This is a genomic window from Uniformispora flossi, assembly GCF_049534875.1.
Classification (GTDB): Bacteria; Actinomycetota; Actinomycetes; order Streptomycetales; family Streptomycetaceae; genus Yinghuangia; species Yinghuangia aomiensis.
Window position 1 is genome coordinate 206,525 of record NZ_JBMULZ010000006.1, and the last position, 12,687, is coordinate 219,211.

Genomic DNA, 12,687 nt, shown 5'->3' on the forward strand with positions numbered 1-12,687 from the left:
CCGCCGGACACCGGGTGTATCAGCAGAGTATGCCCGCCACACCCGACCCGCCCGACCTGTCCGACCCGTCCGACCCGTCCGACCATTCCGACCACACCAACCACGACGCCGCCGACACCGACACCGACACCCCTGCCTTCCCCGCCACCGCCGCACCCCGGGCCGCCGACGTCCCCACTCTCGACTCCGCGCTCTCCCACTGCCGTGCCTGCCCCCGCCTGGTCGCGTGGCGTGAAGAGGCCGGCCGCATCAAGCGCAAGTCCTTCGCCGACTGGGACTACTGGGCGCGTCCCGTCGCCGGTTTCGGCCCTCCCGATGCCGCGCTGCTGCTCGTCGGTCTGGCGCCGGCCGCCCACGGCGGCAACCGCACCGGGCGGATGTTCACCGGGGACCGCTCGGGCGACGTCCTGGTCGCGGCTCTGCACGACCTCGGTCTGGCCAACCAGGCCGAGTCCACCGCCGCCGACGACGGGCTGCGGCTGTACGGCGTCCGCTTCACCGCCCCGGTGCACTGCGCGCCGCCGGACAACAAGCCGACGCCCGACGAGCGCGACACCTGCCGCCCGTGGCTCGTCCGGGAGTTGACGCTCCTGCGGCCCACGGTCCGCGCGATCGTCGTTCTCGGCTCCTTCGGCTGGCAGGCACTCTTCCCCGCACTGGGCGCCGCCGGATGGCAAGTCCCGCGCCCGCGTCCGAAATTCGGCCACGGTGTACGTGTGGACATTCCCGCGACCGCCTCAGGAGAGCCGCCGCTCGCCCTGTTCGGCAGCTACCACGTCAGCCAGCAGAACACCTTCACAGGCCGTCTGACCCCCGCCATGCTCCGCGACGTCCTGGCCACCGCGGCCCGGGCCGCCGGACTGCGGCCTGCCGCGCCAGAGCCCGGTCGGCGTTGAGTCGGCATTGACATCTTCGCCTGTTTGTCTCACCGTTCCGACATGCAGCCGAGAATGTCTCAGGCACGTTTCGTTCCCTGTTCCGGCGAGTCGTGGCGGGACCCGTATGCCATGTATGCGGCTCTGCGCGACGAGGCTCCGCTGTACCACGTGGCGGACGGCGACTACTGGGTGCTGTCCCGCTACGCCGACGTGTCGCGGGCGTTGCGCGACACCGAACTGTTCTCCTCCCGCAAGGGTTTGACGTTCACGTACGGCGACATGGAAGCGATCGGCCTGGACGAGGCCGCGCCGATGGTGATGCTGGACCCGCCCGAGCACACGGACTTCCGCCGCCTGATCACCAAGGGCTTCACGCCGCGCCGGGTGGCGTCGATCGAGCCGGCGGTACGGGAGTTCGTCCGCGACCGCCTGGCGCGGATCGCCGAGGCGGCCGCCGACGGCGGCGAGGTCGACATCATCGCCGAGCTGTACAAGCCGTTGCCGAGCTTCGTCGTCGGGCATTACCTGGGTGTCGACGAGGTCGACCGCGGGCAGTTCGACGCCTGGACGGAGCAGACCGTGGCCGCCAACGCGTCCGGGCATCCGCTGGGCGCCGAGGAGGCCGTGGCGGGGTTGTTCGCGTATTTCACGGGGCTGATCGAACGGCGCCGCGCGGAGCCCGCCGACGACACGATCTCGGATCTGATCGGTGTCATGGGCGACGACATCACCGCGATGATCCGCATCCTGGGCTTCGCGTTCACGATGGTCGCGGGCGGCAACGACACGACGACCGGACTTCTGGGCGTGGCGAGCGAGTTGTTGACCGCGCACCCCGACGCGCGGGCGCATCTCGCCGCGCATCCGGAGGACATTCCGCGTGCGGTGGAGGAGTTCCTGCGGCTGGCTTCCCCGGTGCAGGCGCTCGCGCGTACGGTCACCGAGGATTGGACGGCGCACGGTGCCACCGTTCCGGCGGGCCGCAGGGTCCTGCTGCTGTACGGTTCGGCGAACCGTGACCCGCGCGAGTTCGGCGACACCGCCGACGTGCTCGACATCGCCCGCACCGGGCATCAGCACGCGGCGTTCGGGTTCGGCCCGCACCACTGCCTGGGCGCCGCGGCGGCGCGGCTGCAAGCGCGCGTCGTTCTGGAGGAACTCCTGCTGCATTGCCCGGACTTCCAGGTCGATGCCGAGCGCGGGACGTTCGCGGGCGGGAGTTTCACCCGCCGCCACCAGAGCCTGCCGTTCACCCCGGGCAAGCCGGTTTCCGTTGCCGGGCGCGCATGACTGGCGACTGGCTGGGCGGGAACCGCGGGCGGCTGGCCGCCGATCGCATCCTCGACGCCGCCGGCCGCGTGTTCCTCCGGCGCGGCGTCGCGGCCGCGGACATGGCGGACATCGCCGCCGAGGCGGGCTGCTCGCGGGCGACGCTCTACCGCTATTTCGACAACCGTCAGGCGCTGCGGATCGCTTATATGCACCGCGAGGCCCGCCGGGTCGCCGCGCAGGTCCTCGCCGAGGTCGCGGACCTTCCGACGCCGTCGGCGCAGTTGACCGGCGCGGTGCTCGCGGCGGTCCGGATCGTCCGCGAAACGCCGGTGCTGGCGGCCTGGTTCGTCCCGGAAGGCAGCGGGGCGACCGCGGGCTTGGCGGGTGCGTCGGATGTGATCGCGTCGCTCTGCGGCACGTTCCTCCCCGCCGACGCGGCCGCGGCCGGCAAGGCGCGGTGGCTGGTGCGCGTCGTGGTGTCGCTGCTGACCATGCCGGGCCGCGACGCGGACGACGAACGTGCGATGGTCGAGGCGTTCGTGACGCCTGTCCTGCTCGATGCTCCTGCGATACCCGTGACCACCGACCCCGAAGTGGAGACTTCCCGCCGATGACCCCGCAGACTCCCGCCGAGATCGTCGACGCGTTCATCGCCGCGGTCGAGGCGAAGGACCTCGACTTGGCGCTGACCTACGTGACCGACGACATCGAGTACGACAACGTTCCGATGGGCAAGGTGTTCGGCCCGGACGGCGTGCGGTCGATCCTCGGGCCGATGGTGGAGCACGCCACCGAGGTGAAGTGGACGACGCACCGCAGTGCCGCCGAAGGCGACCTGGTGTTCACCGAACGCACCGACCACTTCGCCCTCCCGACCGGCCCGCTGGACATCGCCGTGGCCGGCCTGTTCGAGATCCGCGACGGCAAGATAGCCCTGTGGCGGGACTACTTCGACATGGCGGAGGTCGCCAAGGCGATGGGCGGCTGACCCGCGCGACGACAGCGGTCGGCCGCGAGACGGCGCAGCGTGAGGGTGCCCCGGGGGTCCGGGGCACCCTCACGGACGCGGCAGGGATGCGGCGGTACTCGGGCCGGCGGTCAGCCGCCCGCGGGCGCGGTGGTGCCGGGTTGGCCGCCGGAGAAGCTGGCGCCCGCCCAGATGGCCAGGCCGGCGAGGATGGCCAGGAGCAGCACGGAGCCGATGACGACGGCGATCGTGGTCCAGGAGAGGCCGCTGTCCTCGCCGTGCGCGGCGCGGGACTCCTCGGAGATGTGTTCCAGCTCGTCTTCGGAAATGTGTTCGATGTCCCACGTGTGGGCGGTCGGCTCGCCCTTCGTCGGTGTGCCCATGGTGTCGTCCTCTCGCCGAGCGGCGGCGTTGCTGCCGTCGTCGCGATCTGTGCGTTTCTCCAGCACACCCGTGGCCCGCGGGGTCCGCAACCGGACCGGCGGGGCGGGTGGCGAGGTACTGGTCGCGTACCCGGCGGGCGCGGGGCTATGCACGGGGATCGGGGATGTGTCCGCCTCTGTGTCCGTCTCCGTGTCCGGCCGTCTGCGTTCCGTGGCCGCCGGGCGGGTGCCGGGTGTGGTCGGTCCGGGTCGCTATCGTCGCCGCCCATGGGATTCGATACCAGCTTCCACCCGGTCGACCTCGACATCGTCCAGGAGCGCGTCCTTCCGTACATCGCCGGGCAGGGGGACGACGGCTCGCTCGACGATCTGGCGGACCACGCGGTGCGGCTGCGGCGTGTGCGGTTCGACGCGAAGCAGTGGGCGCTCGGCGCGATCGACGCCGCCGACGAGCTGGGCGTGTCCGCGTTCGACACGCGGCTTCATGTGTGGGGGCGTCCGTTCTTCATCGTGGCGGACGAGCCGGACGACGTCGTCGAGGCGTACATGCGGTACGCCGATGCGACGGCGGACGATGTTCCGGCGATCGCCCGTGACATGCTCGGCCGGCTCTCCCCCGCGCTCGCGGACGCGGTGAAGCCGTCGACCGACGGCACGCTGCCCGGCGAGGCCGCGCTGAAGGCCGAACTGACGTGGCGTCTGCGGCTGCTGCGGGCGTGCGGGAAGGCGCTGCGGTCGGGCGGCGGGACCGTGCGGGACCCCGACACGGGGCGCGAGCACGACCCTGCAGAGCTGATGCGCCGCGAAGTGCCTTTCAGTGTGCTGGAGTTCGCGGCGGCGATCGATCCGGGGTGGATGTCGCGCGGGTATTCGTGGCCGACGCGGGTGTGCGAGGCGGCGGAGGTCGACGCGGGCGCGTTCGACGTGCCGCTGCCGCTGTTCGCGCCACTCGCCCGGGTGTTTCCGGATCTGCGCTGGTTCGGTGCGCCGACGATCGTCGAGAACTACATGGTCGGCGGTCTGGTGCGGCCGGAGGCGGTACGCGAGACCCGCGCCCTGCTGGCGGCCCGGCGCGCCGAGTTGCTGGCGCCCGCGGAGGCCGACGGCTGGGGTGCGGGTCTCGCCGTCGACCTGCGGAAGGTCGACGAGGCGTTCGCGTATGCGGAGGCCCGCGGGTTTGCGTTCTGCGAGGCCACCGAGATCTACAGCGGGTTCGGCGGCTCGCTCAACTGATCGCCGTGGCGCCTGTGGGCCGGCGCCGGTGCCAGTCGGTTCGCGTCTGGAGGGCGTGGGCGACGGTGAGCAGCCGGTGGTCGGCCCCGGGCGCGGCGGCGAGCTGGATGCCGAGCGGGAGGCCGCGGGCGTCGGGCGGGCCGGGGAGCGACACGGCGGGGAAGCCGGTGGCGTTCCAGACCGAGGTGTAGAACAGCGGGAGCAGGCCGAGGAGTTCGCCGTCGAGTGCCGGTGCTCCGGTGCCGACGGTCGGGGTGGCGATGATGTCGTGGTCGGCGAAGAAGTCGGCAAGGCGGGCGCGGCCCCACGCGCGGACGCGTTGGGCGTGCAGGTAGTCGCGGGCGTCGTGGCCGCCGCCCGCGGCCATGAAGAAGCGGGTGATGCTGCCGTAGGCCGGCCAGTGGGCGGCGAGGCCGTGGCGGTGGCTGCCGTACGTTTCGGTGCCTTGCACGATGCGGCAGGCGGCTTCGAGGACGTCGAGGTGCGGGATCGCGCATGCGTGGACGACGGCTCCCGCGTCGGCCAGCTCGCGCATCGCGGCCTCGACGGCGTCTCCCGCGGCCGGGTCGGCGCCGGGCCGGTCGAGGCCGCTCAGGTCGACGGCGATGCGGAGCCCGCGCACGGTTGCGGGGGCGCCGGGCGCGGAGGCGGGCAGTCCGGCCAGGGCCTGGTAGAGGGCGAGGCAGTCGGCGGCGTCCGCGGCGATCGGCCCGACGGTGTCGACGGTCGGCGCGCCGGGGAGGACACCGTCGGTGGAGACGGCGCCGTAGGTGGGTTTGAAGCCGGTGACGCCGCACAGTGCGGCCGGGATGCGGATGCTGCCGCCGGTGTCGGTGCCGATCGAGCCGGGGAACAGTCCCGCGGCGACCCCGGCGGCGCTGCCCGAACTCGACCCGCCGGGCCAGCGGTCGGTGTCCCACGGGTTCCGCGGTAGCGGCAGTCCGGCGTCCGCGTCGGGCACGCCGAACCCGAATTCGGCCAGCGACACCTTCCCGAGGACGATCGCCCCGGCCGCGCGCAGCCGAGCAACGGAAGCGGCATCGCGGCCGCCGAGGTGGCGGGGTGGTGCGGCGGAGTGGCCGGTGGTGGGGCCCTCGCGGGTGAGGATCAGGTCTTTGACGGTGAGCGGCACGCCGTGCAGGGGGCCGCGGACGGTCCCGGCGGCCCGTTCGGCGTCCGCGGCACGCGCCGCCTTGAGGGCGTCGTCGTCGAACCGGGCGAGGTAGACGCCGAGCTTCGGGTCGACGTCGTCGGCGCGGCGCTGGAGTTCGGTGACGAGTTCGACGCTGGAGACCTGTCCGGCGGCGAGGGCGGCGGCGCAGCCGAGGACGGTGGCGAGGTCGTCGGCGGGGGCGGGGGTGGCGGCCGCGGCGTCCGCCGGGCGTGCGATCTCGTTGCTGCCGCCCGCCGGCCACACGGCGCCTTCGGTGCCGTCTCCGACGTCCGTGGTCCGGCGCAGCCGGTCGGCCTCAGCGCGGCCGGCGGAGACCGCTGCGGCGAGCGCGTCGAGTTCCGCGTCGTGCGGGTGGATGCCGTCGCGGGCGAGGTACTCGCGTACCCAGGCCGCGGTCACGTCGGTGGTGGCGTCGGACGGGGACAAGGCGGCCTCCCGAAGGCTGCGGTCGCGTGCGCGATGTCCCCCGAGATCATCGGCTGATGACGCACGGCACCCTAGGCTGACGGACTGTCAGTTTCAAGCGGGCCCGGACGGCCGGGGCGTCTGGGGGCGGCCGCAGCCGACTCCCCCGGGCCCCCGCCACCGGCCTCGGCCGGCCTGAAGCCGCTGCGCCCGGGGACCATGCCACGCCCCCCCGCTACTCCATCCCCTTCTTCCCCGGCGTCCAGAACGGCTTCGTCACCACCGCCCGCCGCGGCCAGCCGCGTTCCTCCACAAGGTGCCTGCGCACCTGCTGGATCGTGCGTGCTTCCCCCGCGACGTATGCCGTCCCCGGCTCGTCCGGCAGCTTCAACCCCCGCACCGCGTCGAGCAGCGTCGTCGAGTCTGCCGCGGGCGCGTCGCCGCGCAGCGGGCGGGCGAGTTCCTCGGCGCGCGGCAGCGGCAGCCGGTCCTCCTCGCGCGCCGTCTCCACCGCACCGAACACCGGCACCTCCGCCGATACCGCGCGCAGCATGGCGCCGAGCGCCACCGACGCGGTGTCCTCCCCCACGAACACGTGGTACGGCGCGTCCGGCCGCAACGTGAGCGACCCTTCCGGCCCGCGGAACCGCACGAGGTCGCCGATCCGGGCCGACCGCGCCCAGCGGGAGCCCGGCCCGTCGCCCGCGTGGTCCATCACGCACAGGTCCAGCGCGCCTGTGTCGGTGTCCGGCTCGTCGAACTGCCAGACGGAGTAGGTCCGCAGCTCTCCGACGCGACGCCCGAGGAACGAATCCGCGCCCGTTCCGCCGACGAGCACCCGTACCTGCTGCCCGGGTTCGCCGCGCACCGCGCGCAGCCCCGGCCCTTCCACCCGGATCCGCGTCATGCACGCCGAGATCCGTTCCCGTTCCGCGATCCGGCCGGAGACGAACAACCGGTCGAGGACGCGGCCGCGGAGGCCCCGTTCCGTCTTCGGCCGCGGTTCGTCCGCCGGGGTTGCCGTCTGTCCGTCCGTTTGCTGTTCGGTGTGCGCCATGGGCGGTGCCCTCCCGTGCCTCGGCGGCCGGCCGTGCCGGCTCGCCGGTCGGCTCGTCAGTCGTCGTGGTGGCCGTGGTCGCGCCGCCGGTGGTGATGGTGGTGGCCGCGGCGTTTCGTCTCGGCTTTGACCTGCTTGATCTCGTGCCGGGCGGCGTCGAGGATCGCGCGGACCCGGTCGACGACGACGGGATCGCCGTGTGCGCGGACGATGGTGCTCACCGCGGCTTTGAACAGCCGCAGTGCCGGGCCGACGATCTCCGAGGCGTCCGGGTCGCGCAGCATGCCCCACTCGCCGCGGGCCGCGGCGCGCGCCCAGATCTTGTCGATCTCCCGTGCGTGGTCGCGGACTTCGTCGCGTCCGGCGTCGGTGATGTGGAAGACCTTGCGGCCGCCGTCGAGTTCGAGGCGTACCAGGCCTTCGTCCTCGACGAGCTGCAGTGTCGGATAGACCGCGCCCGGGCTCGCCTGGTAGGCGCCCGCGAAGCGGTCTTCCAGGCGGGTCATCAACTCGTATCCGTGACCGGGGCGTTCGTCGATCAGGGCGAGCAAGGCCCAGCGCAGTTCGCCGGGGCCGAAGAAGCGTCCGCCGCCCGGCCCGAGTCCGCCGGACGCGGTGGTGCGTCGTGGATTCACGCTCGAAAGATATGTCGTACGTAACCCCCGCGTCCATATCTTACGTAATATCGAACGGAACCCCCGGTCGGCGAAAAGCCTCGGCCGCCCGGGTCAAGGGCGGCCGAGGCCAAGCGAGTTGACGACCAGTCAGGTCGCCGTCGAGCGGATCAGTGCACCGCTTCCAGCGGCTCGTCCGGCACCTGCGCGGCCAAGTGGTCGATCAGCGCGAGCAGGACTTCGCGGCACGACGAGCGCTGCCGGACGTCGCACATCACCGTGGGCACGTGCGGATCCAGGTCGAGCGCCGTGCGGATCTCCGCCTCGGTGTGCTCGATGACGCCGTCGAACTGGTTGACGCCGACGACGAACGGGATCCGCCGCCGTTCGAAGAAGTCGATGCTGCCGAAGCTGGCATCCAGCCTCCGGGTGTCGACCAGCACGACGGCGCCCAGGGCGCCGACCGCGAGGTCGTCCCACATCGACCAGAAGCGCTCCTGTCCGGGCGTGCCGAACAGGTACAGCACGAGGTCTTCGTCGAGCGTGATCCGGCCGAAGTCGAGGGCGACGGTGGTGGTGCCCTTGTCCGCGATGCCGTCCAGGTCGTCGACGCCGACGCCGGCGACGGTCATGACTTCTTCGGTGGACAGCGGCTCCACTTCGCTGATCGCGCCGACCATCGTGGTCTTGCCGACCCCGAAGCCTCCCGCGATCAGGATCTTCACGGCCATCGCCGTCTCCGGGACCGCGGGCCCGGTTCCGTTCCGGGCGTTCCGGGCGTCGTGGTCAGAGCCGACCGAGCCCATCCCTCACCTTCCTCAGCAGCTCCGCGTTCGGGGACTGCGCCATCGATATCGGCGCGCGTGCGGTCATCCGGCCGCCGTCGACCAGATCACCGACCAGGACCTTCACCACACTGACCGGCAGCCGCATCAGCGCGGCGACCTCGGCGACGGCCTGCGGGGCCCGGCACAGCCGCAGGATGTCGAGCTGCTCGGGCTGCAGCCCGCTCGCGTCGCGGTCTTCCGGGAGCGGCTGGACGGTCGTCACCAGCGTGATGAGGGTGAGGTCGTCGCGCGCGGCCCGGGTGCGGCCGCGCGTGAGCGTGTACGGGCGGACCAGCGGGCCCGCGTCGTCGTCCCACACCGCGTCGGACGACGCCCGTCTGCCGGGCCGGTCGCGTCTGTCGCTCATGATCCCTCCGTCTGGGCGCGCGGTGCCGTACCGAGGTATTCGCCGACCTGCTTGACCAGGGTGTTCATTTCGAACGCGACGACGCCCACGTCGGCCTGGGCGTCCGCGAGCACGGCCATGTGCGCGCCGCGGCCCGCCGAGGTGAGGAACAGGTAGGCGTCCTCCATCTCGATGAGCGTCTGCCGCACCGAGCCGCCTTCGAACGAGCGGCCGATGCCGCGCGCCAGGCTGGCCAGCCCGGACGCGGACGCGGCGAGCTGCTCGGCCTGGTCCCGGCCGAGCGTCTCGGAGTGGCTCATGACCAGGCCGTCCTGGGACAGCACGATCGCGTGGCGGCTGCCGGGCACGCGCTTGACGAGGTCCGTCAGCAGCCAGTCGAGACGGGTGTCGGTGGCGATCGTCGGCGGCGTCATGAGCGGTCCCTCGTCGGTGGTTCGGTGGGCAGCTCGGCGTTGCGGGCGCGCTGCGAGGCGCGCTGGAACGCCGAGATCGTGTCGGCGGCTTGCTGCGGCGTGGCCGGAGGCCGGCGCGCCGGGGCGGCGTCGGCCTCCTCCGCGGCGCCGTCCTCCGGCGCCCGGCGCAGCGGCGCCGCGAGGCTGGCTTGGCGGACGCGGCGCGGGAGGATGCGGGGCCCGTCGGGGGCTCCCGGGTCGGCTTCGGCGCGTGCGGCGTCGTCCGCGTCCGCGGCATCGGAGGCCGGGTGCGCGGCGGCGGAACCCGATCCGTTGCCGTTCCCGTTGCCGTTGGTTCCGGCGCCGTTTCCGGTGGGGCTGACGTCCGCGGCGTTCACCCGCCGTCGCGACGGCAGCGGTGCGCGGCCGTTCGCGCCGGCTCCCGAGCCGGGCCGGGTATCGGCTTCGTGCTCACTCGCGGACACGCGTTCTCCGTCCGTCGTACGTGTGGTCGCGCGGGCCGGTCCCCCGTCGGCGGTGTCGCCGGCGTCGGCGGGCGCTCCGGGGTCGTCCGCGCGGCCGGACTCGGCGGCACCGTTGCGTGCCGCGGTCGTGGCGGCACCGAGCGGGCCGGTGGAACTCGCGGCGTCCGCGGCGTCCGTGTCGGCCTCGGCAACTGCGGCCTCCGCCGCGGTGTCGGCGGCCGACTGCGTCAGGGCCGCATCCGGCTCGGACGCTTCCCGCGCCTCGGTTTCCCCGGCCGCGGTCTCGGCCGTTGCGGCGGCGTCCGTCCCGGCGTCGTCGCGTGCGGCTCCCGTGTCGTCCGCCACCGTCGCCGCGCGTTCGCGCGACCACAACCGGCGGAGCCGGTCCTTGCCTTGCGGCGAGACCGCACCCGCGGATTCGGTGCCCCCGTCGCCGTCCTTGCCGGCTTCCGCGTCGTGCGCCTCGGCTCCCCCGCGTCCGGCCGACACCTTGCGGCCCACGGCGGACGTGATCGGCACCGGCTCCGCGAGCGGTTCTTCCTCGGAGGCCGCGGACGCCTCGGCGGTCTCCGCCTCATCGGCGCTCTCGGGCGCGTCCGCGGCGTCGTCCCCCGCGGCCGCGTCGGACGAGCGGCCGCCTCCGGCCCCTTCCTCGCCCGGCCGCACGATCAGTTCCTCGGGCAGGAACACGATCGCCAGCGTGCCGCCGTACGGCGAGGCGCGCAGCGTCACCCCGATGCCGTGCCGTTCCGCGAGCCGCGCGACGACGAAGAGTCCGAGGCGGACGTCCTCGGCCAGCGCGACCATGTCGAAGGCGCGCGGCTGCTCGAGTTCCGTGTTGAGTGCCGCGTAGTCGTCCTCGGCCATGCCCAGGCCGCGGTCTTCGATCTCGACGACCAGGCCCTTGGCCACCGGCATGCCCCGTACCTCGACGGGTGTGCGCGGGGGCGAGAAGGTGGTGGCGTTCTCGAGGAGTTCCGCGAGCAGGTGGATGACCGCGCCGACCGCGGCGCCCTCGAGGAGCAGTTCGGACGACATGTGGACGTCGATGCGCTCGTAGTCCTCGACCTCGCCGACCGCGCTTCGCACGATGTCGACGACGCGGACGGGCTTGCTCCACCGGCGGCCGGGCTGGTGGCCGCTGAGGATGACGAGGTTTTCCTCGTAGCGGCGCAGCCGGGTCGCGAGGTGGTCGAGGGCGAAGAGGTCGCCGAGGACGTCGGGGTCCTGGTGGCGGGTCTCCATCGCGTCGAGGGCGCGGAGCTGGCGCCCGACGAGGGATTGGGTGCGCAGGGCGACGTTGTGGAAGACCTTCGCGTGGCCTTCGCGTTCGCGGGCGAGGCGGACGGCGCCGTCCATGGCCGCGCGTTGTGCGGTTTCGAAGGCGTGGGCGACTTTGCCGATCTCGTCGCGGCTGTGCGGGAGTGCGGGGAGTTCGGCGGTGGTGTCGACGCGTTCGCCGCGGCTGAGCCGGTCGATGACGCCGGGGAGGCGTTCTTCGGCGAGTTCGGTGGTGGCGTCCTGGAGGTCGCGGAGGCGTTTGCGCAGGGTCCGGGTGACGCCGTAGCAGAGGACGGAGACGATGACGACGACGCCGAGTCCGCTGCCGGTGATGAACCACACGGTGGTTTCGAGGTCGTCGACGCGGGTTTCGGAGGCGTTGACGATGTCGCCGGCGCGGCCGGTGTTGAACTTCGTCACCGGTTCGACGAGCTGCTCCATCGCCCCGCGCCAACCCGTGAGTTCGACGGGTATGGGGTAGCCGCCGGCGGAGGCCGTGCCGCGCGGGGCGGCGAGCATCGCGTCTTCGACGCGCAGCATGGTCTGCCACGGCTGGGTTTTGGCGAGCTGCTCGTATGCCGCGAGGTGCTCGGGTTCCAGTTCGGGGACGATCTGGTTGTCGTACAGTTCGCGGCGTGCGCCGACGGTCTGCGCGAACTCGACGTATTCGCCGGGGTCGAGGCGTTTCGCGGCGGCGACGTAGGTCAGCAGCGCGTCTTCGCGGGCGATCATCTCGGTGGCGCGGAACATCGCGACGAGGGACAGCGACCGCCACGTGAGGTGGCCGTCGGTGTCGATGTGCGACAGCGTCGTGAACGTTTCGAGCTGGTTCTCGATGGCCAGCCCGTACGGCTTGAGCAAGTCGCCTCGTGCCCCGGTGCGCCGGTCGACGAGGTCGCGCGTGTTGGGCAGGGCCTGCCGATTGGCTTCGATGCGTCCGGCGCGCTCCACGACGTCGGCCCGGGTGTCGCGCAAGCCGTGCATCAGACGCGTGAATTCGGCGAGTGCGCCGTCGGTGCGGACGCGCTGGGCGGCGAGCGCCTTGCGGACCGTTTCGTCGGGTGCGGCGAGCCAGGAGGCGCTGAGCCGGCGTTCCTCCTGGAGCTGCACCATCACCGTGTACGCGGGCATGCCCGCGCGGTTGGCGATGTCGTTCTGGTCCTTGAGTTCGTTGGTGTCCGACCACAGACGGGTGGCGGTGAATCCCCACAGTCCGACCAGGGCCATGGACGGCACGACGGCGAGGATGACGAGCAGGGTGCGCAGCGAAAGACGGCGGCCGGGCCGGTTCTTCCGCCACGCGCGGACGGGGGGTCTCATCGTCTCCCTTGGGGGATGAGGACGTCCGCCGG

The 12,687-nt window shown here is 72.8% G+C and carries 13 protein-coding genes; 5 read left to right on the forward strand and 8 right to left on the reverse strand.

Translation table 11 applies throughout. The annotated features are described in order from the left end of the window. The first annotated feature begins 29 nt into the window (after positions 1 to 29). The 4 genes from ACPA54_RS16160 to ACPA54_RS16175 all read left to right on the forward strand — a co-directional run bounded on the left by ACPA54_RS16160 (position 30) and on the right by ACPA54_RS16175 (position 3,138). On the forward strand, positions 30 to 896 hold the full coding sequence (locus ACPA54_RS16160; protein WP_423530260.1) for a uracil-DNA glycosylase: 867 nt from the start codon (positions 30 to 32) through the stop codon (positions 894 to 896). Positions 897 to 1,007: 111 nt separating this feature from the next. Next, the gene (locus tag ACPA54_RS16165) at positions 1,008 to 2,168 is read left to right on the forward strand and encodes a cytochrome P450 (RefSeq protein WP_423530262.1); all 1,161 of its coding nucleotides are present in this window, start codon (positions 1,008 to 1,010) and stop codon (positions 2,166 to 2,168) included. Then, the gene (locus tag ACPA54_RS16170) at positions 2,165 to 2,764 is read left to right on the forward strand and encodes a TetR/AcrR family transcriptional regulator (protein ID WP_423530264.1); all 600 of its coding nucleotides are present in this window, start codon (positions 2,165 to 2,167) and stop codon (positions 2,762 to 2,764) included. Before ACPA54_RS16165 ends, ACPA54_RS16170 begins: the two co-directional genes overlap by 4 nt. Continuing rightward, on the forward strand, positions 2,761 to 3,138 hold the full coding sequence (locus ACPA54_RS16175) for a limonene-1,2-epoxide hydrolase family protein (RefSeq protein ID WP_423530266.1): 378 nt from the start codon (positions 2,761 to 2,763) through the stop codon (positions 3,136 to 3,138). Before ACPA54_RS16170 ends, ACPA54_RS16175 begins: the two co-directional genes overlap by 4 nt. A 110-nt stretch (positions 3,139 to 3,248) precedes the next feature. Here the strand turns inward: ACPA54_RS16175 and ACPA54_RS16180 are convergent, their stop codons facing one another. After that, positions 3,249 to 3,500 carry a hypothetical protein gene (locus ACPA54_RS16180; protein ID WP_345680283.1) on the reverse strand — a complete coding sequence of 84 codons (252 nt, stop codon included), beginning with the start codon at positions 3,498 to 3,500 and terminating at the stop codon, positions 3,249 to 3,251. A gap of 267 nt (positions 3,501 to 3,767) precedes the next feature. Here ACPA54_RS16180 and ACPA54_RS16185 point away from each other — a divergent pair, with 267 nt between their 5' ends. Further along, positions 3,768 to 4,733, forward strand: a complete 966-nt coding sequence (locus tag ACPA54_RS16185; protein ID WP_423530268.1) for a hypothetical protein — start codon at positions 3,768 to 3,770, stop codon at positions 4,731 to 4,733. Here the strand turns inward: ACPA54_RS16185 and ACPA54_RS16190 are convergent. The 7 genes from ACPA54_RS16190 to ACPA54_RS16220 form a co-directional block, all read right to left on the reverse strand. Further along, positions 4,726 to 6,333 (reverse strand): amidase, encoded by a 1,608-nt coding sequence (locus tag ACPA54_RS16190; RefSeq protein ID WP_423530269.1) that lies wholly within the window; start codon positions 6,331 to 6,333, stop codon positions 4,726 to 4,728. The genes ACPA54_RS16185 and ACPA54_RS16190 overlap by 8 nt on opposite strands. 214 nt (positions 6,334 to 6,547) lie before the next feature. After that, positions 6,548 to 7,369 (reverse strand): siderophore-interacting protein, encoded by an 822-nt coding sequence (locus ACPA54_RS16195; RefSeq protein ID WP_423530271.1) that lies wholly within the window; start codon positions 7,367 to 7,369, stop codon positions 6,548 to 6,550. A 56-nt stretch (positions 7,370 to 7,425) separates the two neighbouring features. After that, on the reverse strand, positions 7,426 to 8,004 hold the full coding sequence (locus ACPA54_RS16200; protein ID WP_423530273.1) for a PadR family transcriptional regulator: 579 nt from the start codon (positions 8,002 to 8,004) through the stop codon (positions 7,426 to 7,428). A 149-nt stretch (positions 8,005 to 8,153) separates the two neighbouring features. After that, positions 8,154 to 8,714: a GTP-binding protein gene (locus ACPA54_RS16205; RefSeq protein ID WP_423530275.1), complete on the reverse strand. Its 561-nt coding sequence runs from the start codon at positions 8,712 to 8,714 to the stop codon at positions 8,154 to 8,156. Positions 8,715 to 8,769: 55 nt separating this feature from the next. Beyond that, positions 8,770 to 9,177, reverse strand: a complete 408-nt coding sequence (locus ACPA54_RS16210; RefSeq protein ID WP_345680288.1) for a DUF742 domain-containing protein — start codon at positions 9,175 to 9,177, stop codon at positions 8,770 to 8,772. Beyond that, entirely contained in the window at positions 9,174 to 9,590 is a 417-nt protein-coding gene (locus tag ACPA54_RS16215) for a roadblock/LC7 domain-containing protein (protein ID WP_423530277.1), read from the reverse strand. Before ACPA54_RS16215 ends, ACPA54_RS16210 begins: the two co-directional genes overlap by 4 nt. Beyond that, on the reverse strand, positions 9,587 to 12,655 hold the full coding sequence (locus ACPA54_RS16220; protein ID WP_423530278.1) for a sensor histidine kinase: 3,069 nt from the start codon (positions 12,653 to 12,655) through the stop codon (positions 9,587 to 9,589). The genes ACPA54_RS16215 and ACPA54_RS16220 overlap by 4 nt, the downstream gene beginning before the upstream one ends. Between the last annotated feature and the right edge of the window lie 32 nt (positions 12,656 to 12,687).

What these genes read in the sequence shown, in the direction of transcription:
- ACPA54_RS16175 (WP_423530266.1), top strand. Translation starts at nt 2,761, where the DNA reads ATGACCCCGCAGACTCCCGCCGAGATCGTCGACGCGTTCATCGCCGCG.
- ACPA54_RS16185 (WP_423530268.1), top strand. Translation starts at nt 3,768, where the DNA reads ATGGGATTCGATACCAGCTTCCACCCGGTCGACCTCGACATCGTCCAG.
- ACPA54_RS16165 (WP_423530262.1), top strand. Translation starts at nt 1,008, where the DNA reads ATGTATGCGGCTCTGCGCGACGAGGCTCCGCTGTACCACGTGGCGGAC.
- ACPA54_RS16180 (WP_345680283.1), bottom strand. Translation starts at nt 3,500, where the DNA reads ATGGGCACACCGACGAAGGGCGAGCCGACCGCCCACACGTGGGACATC.
- ACPA54_RS16195 (WP_423530271.1), bottom strand. Translation starts at nt 7,369, where the DNA reads ATGGCGCACACCGAACAGCAAACGGACGGACAGACGGCAACCCCGGCG.
- ACPA54_RS16220 (WP_423530278.1), bottom strand. Translation starts at nt 12,655, where the DNA reads ATGAGACCCCCCGTCCGCGCGTGGCGGAAGAACCGGCCCGGCCGCCGT.
- ACPA54_RS16170 (WP_423530264.1), top strand. Translation starts at nt 2,165, where the DNA reads ATGACTGGCGACTGGCTGGGCGGGAACCGCGGGCGGCTGGCCGCCGAT.
- ACPA54_RS16215 (WP_423530277.1), bottom strand. Translation starts at nt 9,590, where the DNA reads ATGACGCCGCCGACGATCGCCACCGACACCCGTCTCGACTGGCTGCTG.
- ACPA54_RS16160 (WP_423530260.1), top strand. Translation starts at nt 30, where the DNA reads ATGCCCGCCACACCCGACCCGCCCGACCTGTCCGACCCGTCCGACCCG.
- ACPA54_RS16205 (WP_423530275.1), bottom strand. Translation starts at nt 8,714, where the DNA reads ATGGCCGTGAAGATCCTGATCGCGGGAGGCTTCGGGGTCGGCAAGACC.
- ACPA54_RS16210 (WP_345680288.1), bottom strand. Translation starts at nt 9,177, where the DNA reads ATGAGCGACAGACGCGACCGGCCCGGCAGACGGGCGTCGTCCGACGCG.